This window comes from Pseudomonas sp. NPDC096925 (assembly GCF_044762545.1).
GTDB lineage: Bacteria > Pseudomonadota > Gammaproteobacteria > Pseudomonadales > Pseudomonadaceae > Aquipseudomonas.
In genome coordinates this window covers 93,446-111,088 of record NZ_JBIWEM010000006.1, presented here as the reverse complement: position 1 = coordinate 111,088, position 17,643 = coordinate 93,446, and the positions used below count along the sequence as shown (strand labels likewise).

At 66.4% G+C, this 17,643-nt stretch carries 13 protein-coding genes; all 13 read left to right on the top strand.

Translation table 11 applies throughout. The features are described 5' to 3' along the window. Positions 1 to 50 precede the first annotated feature (50 nt). The 13 genes from ACIQYU_RS17695 to ACIQYU_RS17635 all read left to right on the top strand — a co-directional run bounded on the left by ACIQYU_RS17695 (position 51) and on the right by ACIQYU_RS17635 (position 17,613). Entirely contained in the window at positions 51 to 767 is a 717-nt protein-coding gene (locus ACIQYU_RS17695; RefSeq protein ID WP_012271826.1) for a response regulator, read from the top strand. Then, positions 764 to 1,540, top strand: a complete 777-nt coding sequence (locus ACIQYU_RS17690; RefSeq protein ID WP_207830602.1) for an ABC transporter substrate-binding protein — start codon at positions 764 to 766, stop codon at positions 1,538 to 1,540. Before ACIQYU_RS17695 ends, ACIQYU_RS17690 begins: the two co-directional genes overlap by 4 nt. Continuing rightward, positions 1,537 to 3,789 carry an ATP-binding protein gene (locus tag ACIQYU_RS17685; RefSeq protein ID WP_207830599.1) on the top strand — a complete coding sequence of 751 codons (2,253 nt, stop codon included), beginning with the start codon at positions 1,537 to 1,539 and terminating at the stop codon, positions 3,787 to 3,789. The genes ACIQYU_RS17690 and ACIQYU_RS17685 overlap by 4 nt, the downstream gene beginning before the upstream one ends. Positions 3,790 to 4,006: 217 nt before the next feature. Continuing rightward, positions 4,007 to 5,413 carry an amino acid permease gene (locus ACIQYU_RS17680; protein WP_207830596.1) on the top strand — a complete coding sequence of 469 codons (1,407 nt, stop codon included), beginning with the start codon at positions 4,007 to 4,009 and terminating at the stop codon, positions 5,411 to 5,413. Between the two features lie 462 nt (positions 5,414 to 5,875). Beyond that, on the top strand, positions 5,876 to 6,667 hold the full coding sequence (locus ACIQYU_RS17675) for an enoyl-CoA hydratase/isomerase family protein (protein ID WP_207830593.1): 792 nt from the start codon (positions 5,876 to 5,878) through the stop codon (positions 6,665 to 6,667). A 33-nt stretch (positions 6,668 to 6,700) separates the two neighbouring features. After that, positions 6,701 to 7,861: an acyl-CoA dehydrogenase family protein gene (locus tag ACIQYU_RS17670; protein WP_063914949.1), complete on the top strand. Its 1,161-nt coding sequence runs from the start codon at positions 6,701 to 6,703 to the stop codon at positions 7,859 to 7,861. Positions 7,862 to 7,878: 17 nt separating this feature from the next. Next, positions 7,879 to 9,996, top strand: a complete 2,118-nt coding sequence (locus tag ACIQYU_RS17665) for an acetate--CoA ligase family protein (RefSeq protein WP_402801116.1) — start codon at positions 7,879 to 7,881, stop codon at positions 9,994 to 9,996. After that, the gene (locus ACIQYU_RS17660) at positions 9,989 to 11,596 is read left to right on the top strand and encodes a 5-guanidino-2-oxopentanoate decarboxylase (protein ID WP_207830585.1); all 1,608 of its coding nucleotides are present in this window, start codon (positions 9,989 to 9,991) and stop codon (positions 11,594 to 11,596) included. The genes ACIQYU_RS17665 and ACIQYU_RS17660 overlap by 8 nt, the downstream gene beginning before the upstream one ends. A gap of 34 nt (positions 11,597 to 11,630) precedes the next feature. Beyond that, a complete protein-coding gene (alr, locus tag ACIQYU_RS17655) occupies positions 11,631 to 12,860 on the top strand; it encodes an alanine racemase (protein ID WP_233687701.1) in 1,230 nt (409 codons plus the stop codon). Between the two features lie 24 nt (positions 12,861 to 12,884). Further along, complete coding sequence (locus tag ACIQYU_RS17650; RefSeq protein WP_207830579.1) at positions 12,885 to 14,075, top strand: pyridoxal phosphate-dependent aminotransferase; 1,191 nt, start codon at positions 12,885 to 12,887, stop codon at positions 14,073 to 14,075. Then, on the top strand, positions 14,068 to 15,483 hold the full coding sequence (locus ACIQYU_RS17645; RefSeq protein ID WP_233687700.1) for an aldehyde dehydrogenase family protein: 1,416 nt from the start codon (positions 14,068 to 14,070) through the stop codon (positions 15,481 to 15,483). Before ACIQYU_RS17650 ends, ACIQYU_RS17645 begins: the two co-directional genes overlap by 8 nt. A 43-nt stretch (positions 15,484 to 15,526) precedes the next feature. Further along, a complete protein-coding gene (locus tag ACIQYU_RS17640; protein WP_207830575.1) occupies positions 15,527 to 16,228 on the top strand; it encodes an NAD(P)H-dependent oxidoreductase in 702 nt (233 codons plus the stop codon). 281 nt (positions 16,229 to 16,509) lie between these two features. Continuing rightward, positions 16,510 to 17,613 (top strand): polyamine ABC transporter substrate-binding protein, encoded by a 1,104-nt coding sequence (locus ACIQYU_RS17635; protein ID WP_233687699.1) that lies wholly within the window; start codon positions 16,510 to 16,512, stop codon positions 17,611 to 17,613. Positions 17,614 to 17,643: the final 30 nt, after the last annotated feature.

The following is a 17,643-nucleotide window of genomic DNA, read 5'->3' as shown; positions in this document are numbered from 1 at the left end:
GCTGTCGCGAGTGTGTAGAACAACACCAATAATAAAAGAGACGACACGCAATGACGCCTCGGGTATTGATCGTCGATGACGATCCGCTTATTCGTGACTTGCTGCAGGCCTATCTGTCCCAGGAAGGCTATGACGTGCACTGCGCCGACACCGCGGAAAAGGCCGAAGCCCTGCTCGGCAGCCAGGATGTCGACCTGGTGTTGCTGGACATCCGCCTGCCCGGCAAGGACGGCCTCACCCTGACCCGCGAGCTGCGGGTACGTTCGGAGGTGGGCATCATCCTCATCACGGGGCGCAACGACGACATCGACCGCATCGTCGGCCTGGAATGCGGCGCCGACGACTACGTGATCAAACCGCTCAACCCTCGCGAGCTGGTATCCCGTGCCAAGAACCTGATCCGCCGCGTGCGCCATGCCCGCGAGGTGCACCCGGCGCCGGCCTGCGCGCAATCGCTGAAGCAGTTCGCCGACTGGGCACTGGACACCGACCGCCGGCGCCTGATCGACGCCCGTGGCGGGCAAACCCTGCTGACCCATGGCGAGTTCCAACTGCTCAGCGTGTTCCTGCGCAACAGCGGCCACACCCTGAGCCGCGACCAGCTGATGGACCAGATCCGCAATCGCGAATGGGTGCCCAACGACCGCTCCATCGACGTGCTGGTCGGCCGCCTGCGGCGCAAGCTGCACGACGACCCGGCCGAGCCCCAGCTGATCATCACCATCCACGGCACCGGCTACCTGTTCACCGCCAGCGTGGCGGCATGACCCGCAGCGCCTGGGTGCTGGCCTTGGCATTGTTCGCCGTGCAAGCCAGCGCAGGGCAACCGGTGCGCTATTGCGACTACCCGGTGTACCCGCCGATTTCCTGGAGTGACGGCCACCAGGTGCGCGGCCTGGCCCCCACCGTGGTGCGAGAGCTGTTCGGGCGCATGGGTCATGAGGTGCAGACCGTGGTGCTGGGCAACTGGAAGCGCTGCCTGATGGACGCCGCCGCCGGGCGGGTGGACGTGGTGCTGGCCTACAACAGCGACCAGCGTGACCAGCGCATGCGCTTTTCCACGGTGCCGGTGGTGCGCGAGGAAGTGGCGGTGTTCTACAACCGCCTGCGGCCGGTACAGTTCCAGCGCCTGGAGGACCTGGCGGGCTACCGCGGCGGCCTGCTGTACGGCGAAAGCTACGGCGCCGAGTTCGACCGTTTCGTCGCTCGCCACCAGAACATCGAACGGGTGTCGTCCAGCCAGCAGAACTTCGGCAAGCTGATCCGTGGGCGCATCGACTACGTGATCCAGGAGCGGCGCACCGGTCAGCTGTTCATCGAAAACCTGCCCGGGGCGCAGGACATCCGTGTATTGCCCACGGCCCTGAGCGTGGACTACCTGCGCGTTGCGGTATCACGGCTATCGCCCCTGAGCCAGCATATGGACGAAATCGACGCGCAGCTGCTGCGCATGAACCAGGCCGGCGAGATCGAGCGCTGGCTGGAGCAGAGCGAAGTGACCTACCGCGACATGGTCAACCTGCCGGCGGACACTCGATGATCCGCCTGCGCACCGATGGCCTGCTGCGCCGCCTGCTGCTGTTCATCCTGCTGTTCAGCCTGTGCTTCACCGTGCTGGCCAGCTCGGTGCAGCTGTACTTCGAATACCGTCGCGAAATGCGCGATATCGAGGCGCGCATGGCATTGATCCGCGCCGGCTACCTGGCCAGCCTGGAGCGCAGCCTGTGGGATCTGGACGAGGCACAGCTGGATACGCAACTGCGCGGCCTGGTGGACTTTTCCGATGTCGCCCGGGTGCGCTTGCTCAGCGACGACTTCCAGCTGCTGCGCGGTGCCGCCGAGCCCAAGGGGCCGCTGCGCATCGAACGCTTCCCTCTCGATTACCAGCCGCCCTCGGGGCCGGCCAGGCACCTGGGCGAGCTGGAAGTGAGCATCGACCTGGGCGCGGTGCACCGGCGGCTGTATGCCACGGGCCTTGCCAGCCTGCTGTGGATGGGCGTGTTCCTGTGTGGCCTGGCGGTGGCGTTGTCGGGGCTGTTCTACCGCCTGGTCACCCGTCACCTGCAAGTGATGGCCGAGTTCGCCCGGCGTATTGGCGCCGGCCAGTGGCAGGAACCGTTGCGCCTGGGGCGCCGCCCGTCGACGCGCCCGGACGAGATCGACACCGTGGCCAATGCCCTGGATGACATGCGCCGCGCCATCCTCAGCGATATCGAGCGCCGTGAGCGCGACCGCCTGGCGCTGCAGGACAAGCGCGACGAGCTGCAGGCCATGGTCGAGCGGCGCACCGCCAGCCTGGCCCGGGCCAAGGACGAGGCCGAAGCCGCCAACCTGGCCAAGTCACGCTTCCTGGCGACCATGAGCCATGAGCTGCGCACACCGCTCAACGGCATTCTCGGCATGGCCGAGCTGCTGCGCGGCGGCCGGCTGGAGGCGGCCGACCGCCTGCGCGTCGAGGCCTTGTACAAGGCCGGCGAAGGGCTGTTGGCGATTCTCAATGAAGTGCTGTATTTCGCCCGGCTCGAAGAGGGCGAGAGCCGCGCCGAGCTGGTCGGTTTCTCGCTACGCCAGTTGTGCCAGGAAGTGCTGGCGCTGCTCGAACCCATGGCCAGGGACAACGGCGACGCACTGCAGCTGGACATCGACGAGCAATTGGCCGAGTACCAGCACGGTGCCGAACAGTACCTGCGCCAGGTGCTCAGCAACCTGCTGGCCAATGCCATCAAGTTCACCGAACACGGCCAGGTGCGGCTTGCGGTGCAGGTACTGGCCAGTGACCAGGGCTCGCAGCGAGTGCGGGTGTCGGTCAGTGACAATGGCATCGGCATCGAGCCGGCGGTACAGGCCAGGGTCTTCGACCGCTTCGTCCAGGCCAGCGAGGCGGTGGCCCGGCGCTACGGCGGCACCGGCCTGGGCCTGGCGATCTGCAAGCACCTGGTGGAAAAGCTGGGGGGCTGCATTGGCCTGGACAGCGTGCAAGGGCAGGGCAGTTGCTTCTGGTTCGAGCTCGACATGGCCAGCGGGCAGCCAGTGCTGGCCAGTGCACCAGCCCCTTCGCCCCTGGCCAGCCTGGATATCCTGGTGGTCGAGGATGTGGCGTTGAACCGCGAGGTGGCCGGTGGGCTGCTGCTGCGCGATGGCCACCGGGTGAGCTTTGCCGAAGACGCCGGGCAGGCCCTGCTGGCCTGCGCACAGCGGCGCTTCGACCTGATCCTGCTCGACGTGCACCTGCCCGGCATGAGCGGGGTGGAACTGTGCCGGCAGATTCGTGCCACCCCCGGGCCGAACCGCCACAGCCGGATCCTGGCGCTGACGGCCGGCGTGCAACCGGGGCAAGTGCCGGGTTACCTGGCCGCCGGCATGCAGGGAGTGCTGGCCAAGCCCCTGCGGCTGGACAACCTGCGCCAGGCGCTGGCCGAAGCGGCGCCCACTGAAGTGGCTGGCGCCGACGCGACAATGGACTGGTCATTGCTGGACACTCACCGCTCGCTGTTGGGTGAACAGAAGCTGCAAGGCCTGTTGAAGGTGCTGCGCCAGTCGCTGGAGCAGCACGCCACGGCGTTGGCCGAGGCGCTGCCGGCCCAGGACTTTACCGAAGTGCTGCACCTGGCCCACCGGCTGGCCGGCAGTTGCGATTCCCTGGGCTTTTCTGGCCTGGCTGCGCTGCTCCGACGCCTTGAGGACGCTGCCCGGCAGCATGACGAACAGGCATTGAAAGCGCTCTGCGAGCCGTTGGCCACCGAGCTTGCCCAGGCCCGCGCCACCCTGGAACAGCTGATCCAGAGCTGACGTACAAAAAACTTACGACTTTTTACATCTTCGATCCGTTCGTACAACGGCACCTTACATCCGTTTCCAATAATCCATGGCAACCGTGTTGCACGCGGTCCATGAGGCTTATTGGAGACAAGAATAATGACATGCCGTAGCGCTCAGCCCCTCCTTCCTACCACCCCGCGCGGCACCCCCGCGTGGCCAGGCACCGGCCGCCAAGGCGAGGTGCGCCATGACTGACATCCGCGAAAAGATCCAGCTCACCCGCGCGCTGAAAAGCCGGCACATCTTCATGCTGTCGCTGGGCGGGGTGATCGGCACCGGGCTGTTCATGGGCTCGGGCGTGACCATCAACCAGGGCGGCCCGGTCGGCGCGATCCTGGCCTACCTGGTCGCAGGTTTGCTGATGTACCTGGTGATGGTCTGCCTGGGTGAGCTGTCGGTGCAGATGCCGGTGTCCGGCTCGTTCCAGGCTCACGCCACCCAGTTCATCGGCCCGGCCACCGGCTTCATGATCGGCTGGGTGTACTGGATGAGCTGGGCCACCACTGTGGGCCTGGAGTTCACTGCCGCCGGCATGCTGATGACCCGCTGGTTCCCGGAGGTGCCGATCTGGTACTGGTCGGCGCTGTTCGTGGTCGTGCTGTTCGGCCTCAACGCCCTGGCCACCCGCGCCTTTGGTGAGGCGGAGTACTGGTTTTCGGGGATCAAGGTGGCGACCATCCTCGGCTTCATCATCATCGGCGTGCTGGTGATTTTCGGCGCCATCCCGCTGAGCAGCGGGGCGCCGGCACCGATGCTGGACAACCTGGTGGGCGAGTCGCTTTTCCCCCATGGCCTGTCGGCGGTGTTCGCGGTGATGATGACCGTGGTCTATGCCTTCCAGGGCTGCGAAATCATGGGGGTGGCGGCCGGGGAGACCGAGCACCCGGAAAAGAGCATCCCACGGGCCGTGCGCAACGTGGTGTTCCGTGTGCTGATCTTCTACGTGCTGGCGATTGCCGTGCTTTCGGCCATCGTGCCGTTCGAGCAGGCCGGGTTGATGGAGAGCCCGTTCGTGCAGGTGTTCGACATGGTCGGCATTCCCTTTGCCGCCGACCTGATGAACTTCGTCATCCTCACTGCCATCCTCTCGGTGGGCAACTCCGGGCTGTATGCCTCCACACGCATCCTCTGGGCCATGTCCAAGAGCGGCATGGCGCCGAAAAGCCTGTCGCCGCTGAGCAAGCGTGGCGTGCCGTTGCGGGCGCTGAGCATCACCCTGTGCTTTGCGCTGATCTCGCTGATGACCAGTTTCATTGCTGCCGACACCCTGTTCATGGTGCTGATGGCGGTGAGCGGCATGTCTGGCACCGTGACCTGGATCGTTATCGCCCTGGCGCAATACCGCTTCCGCAAGGCCTACCTGCGTGACGGTGGGCAACTGCAGGACCTGAAGTACAGGGCGCCGCTGTACCCGCTGGTGCCACTGCTGTGCATCACCCTGTGCAGTTCGCTGTTCGTGTTCCTGGCGCTGGATGAAACCCAGCGGCCGTCGTTGTACTGGGGCTTTGGCTTCATTGCCCTGTGCTATGCGGCGTACTTCTTCGTCAACCGCCGTCGGCAGGGGGCTTTCGAGCCTAGCGCGCCGGGGGTTTGATGCCGTGGTTCGTTGGTTGTAAGTGTTCGTCGAAGCATTTCTATTGCCTGTGAGATCGAGCGCCGCCCGCGCGGCGCTTCGCGGGACAAGCCCGCTCCCACATTTGTTGCAACGTGGCCATGCCTGTAGGAGAGGCGTTGCCCGCCTTGGTGCATTGCTTGAGGCGGGTGAGGCGGCGGTAGCGCCAGCCGGGAAATCGCGTCAAGGCAACAAGGCTGACAACCATGGCCTGACAGGTTCGGCACGTTGCAACAAATGTGGGAGCGGGCTTGTCCCGCGAAGCGCCGCGCGGGCGGCGCTCGATCTCACGGGCAACGAAAATGCCATGCCGAAAGCAAACCGCGTAACAGCAAAAACCGAGTTGTGCGAAGTTGTAACAGCCCATCCCGCCTTGTTGAACACTCGTTTAGTATCTCCCTCATCAAGCCCTCCCAAAACCATCACAACAACACCGAGGCCCCCATGACCACCCCGTCGTCACTGCTGAGCAAGGTCGAAGCTGGCGTTGCCTGGATCACCCTCAACCGCCCCGAGCAGCGCAACGCGCTGGACATCCCCACCCTCAAGCAACTGCACGCCCTGCTGGAAGCCTGCAACACCGACCCGGCCGTGCGCGTGGTGGTGCTGACCGGCAGCGGCCGCAGCTTCTGCGCCGGTGCCGACCTGGCCGAATGGGCCGCGGCCGAGGCCCAGGGCACCCTGGAAAGCTACGGCTGGACCGAAACTGCCCACACCCTGATGTTGCGCCTGCACAGCCTCGACAAGCCCACCATCGCTGCCATCAACGGCACCGCCGTGGGCGGTGGCATGGACCTCAGCCTGTGCTGCGACCTGCGCATCGCTGCGGCCTCGGCGCGCTTCAAGGCCGGTTACACCAGCATGGGCTACAGCCCCGATGCCGGCGCCAGCTGGCACCTGCCCCGACTGATCGGCAGCGAGCAGGCCAAGCGCCTGTTGTTCCTCGATGAGCTGTGGGGGGCCGAACGTGCCCTGGCGGCCGGGCTGGTCAGCGAAGTGTGCGCCGACGAGCAACTGCCCGCCGTGGCCGCCGAGCTGGCCGGGCGCCTGGCCAACGGCCCCACCTTCGCCTACGCGCAGACCAAGCGGCTGATCCGCGACGGCGCCCGGCGCACCCTGGCCGAGCAGCTTGAAGCCGAGCGCCAGGCCGGCCTGCTGTGCGGCCGCAGCCACGACGGTGCCGAGGCGCTGCAAGCCTCGGTGGAACGCCGCGCCCCCCGTTTCACCGGCCAGTAACCCGATAACCGACCCTCACCAGGACCTTCGCAGATGAATTTCCAACTGACCCAAGAACAAGAAATGTTGGTGGAAGCGGTACGCAGCTTTGTCGCCAAGGAGCTGCTGCCCCATGAGGAGGCGGTGGATCGCGCCGACGCCGTGTCGCCCGAACTGGCTGCGCAGATCCGCGGCAAGGCTATCGCCGCCGGGTTCTATGCCTTCAACATGCCCGAGGAAGTCGGCGGCGGTGGCCTGGACTACCTGTCACAGGCGCTGATCGAGCGCGAGCTGTCCAAAGTGTCCTGGGCCTTGCACGTGTTCGTTGCGCGGCCGTCGAAAATCCTCATGGCCTGCAAGGACGAGCAGGTCAACGACTACCTGTTGCCGTGCGTGCAGGGCGAAAAAATCGACTGCTTCGCCCTCACCGAGCCGGGCGCCGGCTCCGATGCCAACGCCATCAAGACCCGCGCCGTGCGCCAGGGTGACGACTTCGTCATCAACGGCAGCAAGCACTTCATCAGCCATGCCGGCCACGCCGATTTCGCCATCGTCTTTGCCGTCACCGATACCTACGAGCACAACGGGCGCAAGCGCAATGCGGTAACCGCCTTGCTGGTCGACCGTGGCACCCCGGGCATGACCATTCGCCGCGGCCCCAAGTGTGTGAGCAACCGTGGCTACCACACCTACGAGCTGTTCTTCGACGACTGCCGGGTACCGGCCAGCAAGGTGCTGGGCGAGGTCGGCAAGGGCTGGGAGGTGGCCAACGCCTGGCTCACCGCCGGCCGGGTGATGGTCGCCGCCAACTGCGTGGGCCAGGCCCAGCGTGCCCTCGACCTGTCGCTGCAATGGGCCGCCGATCGCAAGCAGTTCGGCCAGGCCATCGGTAGCTACCAGGGCGTGTCGTTCAAGCTGGCCGACATGGCCACGCAGATTCGCGCTGCGGAAATGCTCACCCTGCACACCGCCTGGAAGATGGACCAGGGCAGCATGACCGATGGCGAGGCCGGCATGGCCAAGCTGTTCGCCAGTGAGGTGCTGGGCAAGGTCGCCGACGAAGCCGTGCAGATCTTCGGCGGCATGGGCCTGATGGACGAAGGGCCGGTCGAGCGTATCTGGCGCAATGCACGCATCGAGCGCATCTGGGAGGGCACCTCGGAAATCCAGCGGCACATCATCGCCCGCGAACTGCTGCGCCCGCTGCTGCGCTGAGCGCCAGGAGAACACCCATGTCGCATACGATTCGTGACAACCTCAAGCGCCTGCTGGCACCCCGGCACCTGGCCTTCGTCGGCGGGCGCAGCATGGCGCGGGCGCTCAAGCGCTGTGCTGAAGGTGGCTTTGGCGGCGAGCTGTGGCTGGTCAACCCGCAGCATGACAGCCTTGAAGGCATCCCCTGTGTGGCGCGGGTGGCCGACTTGCCCTATGCCCCGGACGCGGTGTTCATCGCCACCAACCGTGAGCTGACCTTGCAGTGCGTTGCCGAGCTGGCCGCACGCGGCGCAGGCGGTGTCATCTGCTACGCCTCGGGCTTTGCCGAAAGCGGCGAGGAAGGCCGCCAGCTGCAGCAACGCCTGCTCGCTGCCGCTGGCAACATGGCCTTGCTCGGCCCCAACTGCTACGGCCTGCTCGACTACCTGCACGGTGCTGCCCTGTGGCCGGTGGCCCATGGTGGCCAGCAGGTGGAGAAGGGCGTGGCGATCCTCACCCAGAGCGGCAACTTTGCCTACAACCTGTCCATGAGCGACCGCTCGCTGCCGGTGGCCTACATGGCCTCGGTCGGCAATCAGGCACAACTGGGCGTGGCCGAGCTGATGGACGTGCTGCTCGACGACCCCCGGGTGACCGCCATCGGCCTGCACCTGGAAGGCCTGAAGAACGTGCCCGGCTTCGCCCGGGCCGCCTGCAAGGCGTTGCAGCAGGGCACGCCGATCATTGCCTTGAAGACCGGCGTGTCGCAGATTGGCGCCGAACTGGCGCTCAGCCACACCAGCTCGTTGTCCGGCTTCGATGCCTTGTACGACAGCCTGTTCCAGCGCCTGGGCGTGATCCGCGTCAGTGGCCCGGTGAGCTTCGTTGAAACCCTCAAGGCCGCCGCCTGTGGCCGCCTGCCGGTGAATGGCGAGCTGATCGCCCTGGCCTGTTCCGGTGGCGATGCCGGCTTGATCGCCGACTATGCAGAGCGCAACCAGCTGGTTCTGCCGAAGCTTGAACAAGGGCAGGTGGCGCAGTTGGCCGAGGTACTGCCGGCCTATGCCAACCTGGTCAACCCGCTGGATTTCACCACGGCCATCTGGGGTGATGCAGCGGCCCTGCAACGTATGCTCGACAGCACCCTGAGCGGCGCTGCCGACGCGGCCATGCTGGTGCTGGACTACCCGGCGGCGTTCACCGGCGAACGCAAGGAATGCGACCTGCTGCTGGCGCTGTACTGCGATGCGCTGGAACGCCACGGCAAGATCGGCTTCGTCACTTCGGCGTTCCCGGAACTGTTGCCCGCCTGCGCGCGCGAGCGCTTGCACGCACGTGGCATCGCCGCCCTGCAGGGCGTGGAGGATGGCCTGGCAGCCTGGGGCCGCATCGTCGCCTACCAGCGCAACCGCCAGCGGCTGCTGGAACAGGGTGAGGCCACGCGGGTGCCGCTGTGCCCACAGGCTTACGCGGGCGAGAGTCGCCTGTTGGACGAATGGCAATCCAAGCAAGCCCTGCGTGCCTTTGGCCTGCCGGTACCGGCCGGGGTGCTGAGCACACCCGAACGCGCCGTGGCAGACGCCGCCCGCGTCGGTTATCCGCTGGTACTGAAGGCGGTCAGCGCGCAGTTGCCGCACAAGACCGAAGCCGGTGCGGTGGCGCTGAACCTGCGTGATGCCGCTGCCCTCGAGATCGCGCTGGTGCAGATGCGCCAGCGCATCGCCGCCTACGCCCCCCAGGTAGCGTTCGACCAGGTGCTGCTCGAACCCATGGCCGAGCCGCCGCTGGCCGAGCTGATCGTCGGCATCAAGCGCGAGCACGACTTCGCCCTGGCCCTGGTGATCGGCGCCGGTGGCGTGCTGGTCGAGTTGCTCAAGGACAGCGTCAGCCTGTTGCTACCGACCACTGACAACGCCATCCGCGCCGCGCTGCTCAGCCTGCGCAGCGCCAGCCTGCTGCAAGGCTTTCGTGGCCGCCCGGCCGCCGACCTCGACGCGCTGGTCGCAGCCATCCGTGCGGTGGCCGACTACGCCTGCGAGAACGCCGGGCAACTGCTGGAGCTGGATGTGAACCCATTGATGGTCGGTGCCCATGGCACCACCGCGGTCGACGCGCTGATCCGCCTCGGCCAGGCGCAAGGAGAACGACATGAATAAGCACACCCGGACTGCCGGCCAGGCGTTAGTGCGCCTGCTGGCCAACTACGGCGTGGAAACGGTATTCGGCATCCCTGGCGTGCACACCCTGGAGCTGTATCGTGGGCTGCCGGGCAGCGGCATCCGCCATGTACTGACCCGCCACGAGCAGGGCGCCGGCTTCATGGCCGACGGCTATGCCCGGGTCAGTGGCAAACCGGGGGTGTGCTTCGTCATCACCGGCCCGGGCGTGACCAATGCCGCCACTGCCATCGGCCAGGCCTATGCCGACTCCATCCCGATGCTGGTGATTTCCAGCGTCAACCACACCGCCAGCCTGGGCAAGGGCTGGGGCTGCCTGCACGAAACCCAGGACCAGCGCGCCATGACCGCGCCGATTACCGCCTTCTCTGCCGTGGCCCTGCGCGGCGACGACCTGCCCGAACTGATTGCCCGCGCCTGGGCCGTGTTCGACAGCGAACGGCCGCGCCCGGTGCATATCTCGGTGCCGCTGGACGTGCTGGCCGCACCGGTCAGCCGTGACTGGAGCGATGAGGTGGTGCGCCGCCCCGGGCGTGGCCAGCCGTGCCGCGACATCCTCGACCAGGCTGCCGTGAAGCTGGCAGCCGCCAAGCGCCCGATGATCATTGCCGGCGGTGGGGCATTGCACGCGGCCGAGCAGCTGCAGGAGCTGAGCACCCGGCTGGCAGCCCCACTGTTCACCAGCGTGGCTGGCAAGGGCCTGCTGCCAGCGGATGCGCCACTGAATGCCGGCGCCAGCCTGTGCGTCGAACCCGGCTGGCAGCTGATCAGCCAGGCCGATGTGGTGCTGGCCGTGGGGACCGAAATGGCCGACACCGACTTCTGGCGCGAGCGCCTGCCGATCACTGGCCAGCTGCTGCGCGTGGACATCGACCCGCGCAAGTTCAACGACTTCTACCCCTGTGCCATGGCCCTGCACGGCGATGCCCGGCAAACCCTGGCCGGCCTGCTCGAACACCTGCCAGTGCTGCACCGTGACCCGGCCCAGGCCAGCGAAGCAGTGGCCAACCTGCGCCAGGCCATTCGCAGCGGGCATGCGCCATTGCAGGCCGTGCACCAGGCAATCCTCGACCGCATTGCCGCCGTGCTGCCCGACGATGCCTTCATCAGCAGTGACATGACCCAGTTGGCCTACACCGGCAACTACGCTTTCGCCAGCCGGGCGCCGCGCAGCTGGCTGCACCCCACCGGCTACGGCACCCTCGGCTACGGCCTGCCGGCCGGCATCGGCGGCATGTTCGCCAGCGACCATCGCCCAGGCCTGGTACTGGTGGGCGACGGCGGCTTCCTCTACACCGCCCAGGAGCTGGCCACGGCAGTCGAGGAACTGGAGCGACCGTTGGTCGTGTTGTTGTGGAACAATGACGCCCTTGGCCAGATCCGCGACGACATGCTCGGGCTGGATATCGAGCCGGTCGGCGTTCTGCCGCGCAACCCGGATTTCATCGGTCTGGCCCGTGCCTTCGGTTGCACGGTGCGCCAGCCGCGTGACCTGGACGCGCTGCAGGCCGATCTGGCCAGCGGTTTCGCCACCCCCGGCGTCACCTTTATCGAACTTAAACACACCTGCGTCTGCTAAACCGCAGACACCACGAACAACAAGAGAAGACACCATGCCATTTCGCCGTACCCTCCTGGCTGCATCCCTGGCGCTGCTGATCACTGGCCAGGCCCCGCTGTATGCCGCACCGCCGCTGTCGATGGACAACGGCACCACGGCCCTGACCGTGCAGAACAGCAACGCCTGGGTCGAAATCAGTGCCGGCGCGCTGCAACACAACATCCGTACCTTGCAGGCCGAGCTGGGCGGCAAGTCCAAGCTGTGCGCCGTGCTCAAGGCCGACGCCTATGGCCACGGTGTCGGCCTGGTGATGCCTTCGATCATCGCCCAGGGCGTGCCCTGCGTGGCGGTGGCCAGCAACGAGGAGGCCCGCGTGGTCCGCGCCAGCGGCTTCACCGGGCAACTGGTACGGGTACGCCTGGCCAGCGTCAGCGAAGTGGAAGATGCCCTGCAGTACGACATGGAAGAGCTGGTCGGCAGCGCCGAGTTCGCCCGCCAACTCGATGCCCTCGCCGAACGCCACGGCAAGACCTTGCGCATCCATCTGGCGCTCAATTCCAGCGGCATGAGCCGCAACGGCGTGGAAATGGCCACCTGGTCCGGCCGTGGCGAAGCGCTGCAGATCACCGACCAGAAGCACCTCAAGCTGGTCGCGCTGATGACCCACTTCGCCGTGGAAGACAAGGACGATGTGCGCAAAGGCCTGGCAGCGTTCAACGAGCAGACCGACTGGCTGATCAAGCACGCGAAGCTTGATCGCAGCAAGCTCACCCTGCACGCCGCCAACTCCTTCGCTACGCTGGAAGTGCCGGAAGCGCGCCTGGACATGGTGCGCACCGGCGGCGCGCTGTTCGGCGACACCGTGCCGACGCATACCGAATACCAGCGTGTCATGCAGTTCAAGTCGCGCGTGGCGGCGGTGCACAGCTACCCGGCAGGCAACACTGTCGGCTACGACCGCACCTTCACCCTGGCGCGTGATTCGCGCCTGGCCAACATCACCGTCGGCTACTCCGATGGCTACCGCCGGGCGTTCACCAACAAGGGCCATGTGCTGATCAACGGCCACCGTGTGCCGGTGGTGGGCAAGGTGTCGATGAACACGTTGATGGTCGATGTCACCGACTTCCCCGATGTGAAGGGTGGCAACGAAGTGGTGCTGTTTGGCAAACAGGCCGCGGGTGAGATCACCCAGGCCGAGATGGAAGAAATCAACGGTGCGCTGCTCGCCGACTTGTACACCGTATGGGGCAGTTCCAACCCGAAGATTCTCGTCGACTGAAACCGCCAATGAAGGGAGATTGCCATGCGCTACGCCAAGCTCACTCAACGCATCGCCGGCGACGGGGCTGCAGCCTGGGACATCCACTACCGCGCCCTGGCGCTGCAGGCCGAGGGCAAGGATATCCTGCTGCTGTCGGTGGGTGACCCGGACTTCGACACCCCCGCGCCGATCGTCGAGGCGGCCATCGACAGCCTGCGTGCGGGCCACACCCATTACGCCGATGTGCGCGGCAAGCTGGCGCTGCGCCAGGCCATCGCCAACCGCCACCGCCAGCGCAGCGGCCAGGCCGTCAATGCCGACCAGGTGACGGTGCTGGCGGGGGCCCAGTGTGCGCTGTACTGCGTGGCCCAGTGCGTGCTCGACCCGGGTGACGAGGTGATTGTCGCCGAGCCCATGTACGTGACCTACGAGGCGGTGTTTGGTGCCTGTGGCGCCAAGGTGGTTCCGGTGCCGGTCAAGCCGGAGAACGGCTTTCGCGTGTGCCCGCGTGACGTGGCCGCGCGCATCACCCCGCGCACCCGCGCCCTGGCCCTGAACAGCCCGCACAACCCCTCGGGGGCGAGCCTGCCGCGCGCCACCTGGGAAGCGCTGGCCGAACTGTGCATCGCCCACGATTTGTGGCTGATCTCCGACGAGGTCTACAGCGAACTGCTGTACGACGGCGAGCATGTCAGCCCCGGCAGCCTGCCGGGCATGGCCGAGCGCACCGCCACCCTCAACAGCCTGTCGAAGTCGCATGCCATGACCGGCTGGCGGGTGGGCTGGGTGGTGGGTTCGACCGAGCTGGCCGCCCACCTGGAAAACCTCGCCCTGTGCATGTTGTACGGTTCACCGGACTTCATCCAGGACGCCGCCGTGGTAGCACTGGAGCAGCAATTGCCCGAGCTCGATACCATGCGCGAGGCCTATCGCCAGCGCCGCGACCTGGTGTGCGAGCAGTTGTCCGGTTGCCCGGGCATCAAGGTGCTCAAGCCCGATGGCGGCATGTTCGTGATGGTCGATATCCGCGAGACCGGCCTCAGCGCCCAGGCCTTCGCCGATCGCCTGCTCGACAGCCAGGGTGTGTCGGTGCTCGCCGGCGAAGCCTTCGGCCCCAGCGCTGCCGGGCATATCCGCCTGGGCCTGGTACTGGGTAACGAGGCCTTGGCCGACGCTTGCCAGCGCATCGCCCGCTGCGCCGCCGCACTGATGCAGGGGCAGGCCCATGCGTGAGTATGCGCGGCTGTACATCGACGGCGCCTGGCAGGTACCGAGCGGGCAGGGCATGGCCGAGGTGATCGACCCGGCCACCGAACAGGCCATCGGCCGCGTGCCGTTGGGCGCCGAGGCCGATGTCGAACGGGCGGTGATGGCCGCGCGGCGAGCCTTTGATGGTTGGTCACGCACGCCGTCCAGCGTACGGGCCGGGTACATAACGGCGTTGGCCGCACAGCTGAAAAGCCGCGCGGCGGAAATGGCCTCGGTCATCACCGACGAGCTGGGCATGCCGGTGCAGTGGTGCCAGGCGGTGCAGGTAGAGGGCCCGATCGCCGGGCTGGAGCAGTACGCCGAACTGGCCGGGCTGATGGATGAGGTGCGCGAAGTCGGTAACTCACTGGTGTACCGCGAGGCCGTTGGCGTGTGCGCGTTCATCAACCCATGGAACTACCCGCTGCACCAGATGATCGGCAAGCTGGCGCCGGCCTTGGCCGCCGGCTGCACGGTGGTGGTCAAGCCCAGCCAGGAAACGCCGCTGCATGCGTTCATGCTGGCCGAGATGATCGAGGCCATCGGCCTGCCGGCCGGGGTGTTCAACCTGGTCAGCGGGCCGGGGGCCAAGGTCGGCGAGGCCCTGGCCCGGCACCCGCAGGTGGACATGGTGTCGTTCACCGGCTCCACCGGCGCCGGGGTGCGCGTGGCCCAGGTGGCCGCGCCCACGGTGAAGCGGGTGTGCCTGGAGCTGGGCGGCAAATCGCCGCTGCTGATTACCGCGGACGCCGACCTGCACGCGGCGGTGCGCCATGGCGTGCAGGACGTGATGATCAATTCGGGGCAGACCTGCACGGCCCTGACCCGCATGCTGCTACCGGCCAACCGCTACGCCGAAGCGCTTGAGATTGCCGAGGCCGAGACCCGCGCGTTGGTCATGGGCGACCCGCGTGACCCGGCCAGCTTCCTCGGGCCGATGTGTTCGGCAGGCCAGCGGCGCACCGTGCTCGACTACATTCGCCTGGGGCAGGAGGAGGGGGCGCGCCTGCTGTGCGGCGGCGACACGCCAGCCGGCTTCGAACGCGGCTTCTACGTGGCGCCGACGTTGTTCGCTGACGTCGACAACCGCATGCGTATCGCCCAGGAGGAAATCTTCGGCCCGGTGCTGTGCCTGATCCCCTATGCCGACGAGGCCCAGGCGTTGGCCCTGGCCAATGATTCGCCGTTCGGCCTGTCCAGCGCGGTGTGGGCCGGCAGCCGCGAGCACGGCCTGGCCCTGGCGCGGCAGATACGCGCCGGGCAATGCTTCATCAACGGTGGCGGGTTCAACTACCAGGCACCGTTCGGTGGCTACAAGCAGTCGGGCAACGGGCGCGAGTGGGGCGAGGAAGGCCTGGCGGAGTTCGTCGAGGTGAAAGCGGTACAGTGCTGAGCCACAGCTGGAAGACAACCTGTTTTGTGTGAGGAGAATGTTTGTGAATGTACTGATCGTCCACGCTCACCCCGAGCCGCAATCGTTCACTGCTGCCCTGCGTGACCAGGCCGTAGAAACCTTCCGCGCCCAGGGCCATCAGGTGCAGGTCAGCGACCTGTACGCCATGGGCTGGAACCCGGTGGCCAGTGCCGATGACTTCACCCAGCGCGAGAACCCCGAGTATCTGGTGTATGCCCTGGAGCAGCGCCAGGGGGTCAAGCGCGGCGCCATTGCCGCGGATATCCAGCAAGAGCTGGACAAGCTGCTGTGGGCCGACTTGCTGGTGTTGAACTTCCCGGTTTTCTGGTTCTCGGCGCCGGCCATGCTCAAGGGCTGGATCGACCGGGTGCTGGTGTCGGGGGTGTGCTATGGCGGCAAGCGCTTCTACGACCAGGGCGGGTTGGCGGGCAAGAAGGCGCTGGTGACCGTGACCCTGGGCGGGCGCGAGCACATGTTTGGCGACGGGGCGATCCACGGGCCACTGGAGGACATGCTGCGGCCGATTTTGCGCGGCACGCTGGCCTATGTCGGGTTCGAGGTATTGCCACCGTTCGTGGCCTGGCATGTGCCTTACATCAGTGACGAGGCGCGGCAGGGCTTTCTACAGCAGTACCGGCAGCGCCTGGAACAGCTTTCGGACGACCAGCCACTGGTGTTCCCGCGCCTGGAGCAGTTCGACGAGGCGCTTTACCCGCTGACCTGACCTTTCTCCTGTGCCAGCCACTGGGGCCGCGTTGCGGCCCTTTCGCGACACAAGGCCGCTCCCACAAGGACTGCGCAGCCTTCGAAGCTGGCAGTGAACCTGTGGGAGCGGCCTTGTGTCGCGAAAGGGCTGCAAAGCAGCCCCCCAAAGATTCGGCAGGCTGTTGAGATCCACCTGCCAAAAAACGACCACCCACACATTCGGGGTATGTCCCCCTTCGGCAAATCCCTCGATAGTGCCCCCATCGGCTCGATCCCGAGCATTCACACGATGGAGTTGCCATGCGCAAGGTACTGAAGGTGATTGGCGGTCTGCTGCTGGCGTCTGGCGCCAGTCTGGCCCAGGCGGCAGAGGTGGACAGCGGTAACACGTTGCGGTTGTACAACTGGACCGACTACATCGGCGAAACCACCCTGGCCGACTTCGAGAAGGCCACCGGCATCAAGGTCATCTACGACACCTTCGATGGCTACGAAACAGTCCAGACCAAACTGCTCACCGGCCGCTCCGGCTACGACCTGGTCATGCTCAACGCTTCCCTGGTACCCCCGCTGATCAGCGCCGGTGTGTTCCAGGCGCTGGACAAGCAGCAATTGCCCAGCTGGCACAACCTCGACCAGCAGGTGGTGAACAACCTGCAAGGCTATGACCCCGGCCTGAAATACTCGGCGCCGTACACCTGGGGCAGCTCGGGGGTGACCTACAACGTCGACAAGATCACCGCGCGCATGCCCGATGCCCCCATCGGCTCGCTGGCCATGCTGTTCGACCCTCAGATCGTCTCGCGCTTCGCCGACTGTGGCGTCACCCTGATGGACGCGCCGACCGAAGTCATCCCGCTGGCCCTGCAGTACCTGGGCAAGGACCCACGCAGTGCATCGCCGGCCGACCTCAAGGCGGCTGAACAACTGCTGCTGGGCATTCGCCCGTACATTCGCAAGTTCGACTCGGTCAACTACCTCACCAGCCTGCCCAACGGCGATGTCTGCCTGGCCCTGACCTGGTCCGGTGACTACGCCACCGCCCAGGCCCGCGCGGTGGAAGCGAAGAAGGACATCAAGCTGTCGTTCTTCATCCCCGAGGAAGGCTCGCTGATCTGGTTCGACAACCTGTACATCCCCAAGGATGCGCCGCACGCGGCCAACGCCCACCGCTTCATCGAGTTCCTGCTGCAGCCGCAGACCATGGCCAAGGTCACCGACTACATCCACTACGCCAACAGCAACGCCGCCGCCACTGCGCTGGTGCGCGACGAGATCCGCCAGGACCCGGCCATCTACCCTGACGCGCAAACCCGCGAGCGCCTGTTCGCGCAGAAAACCCAGAGCCCGAAGGACATGCGCGCCATCACCCGGGTCTGGAGCACGGTCAAGACCGGTTTCTGAACACTGCCCAACGATCACTGCCAAGGAGCT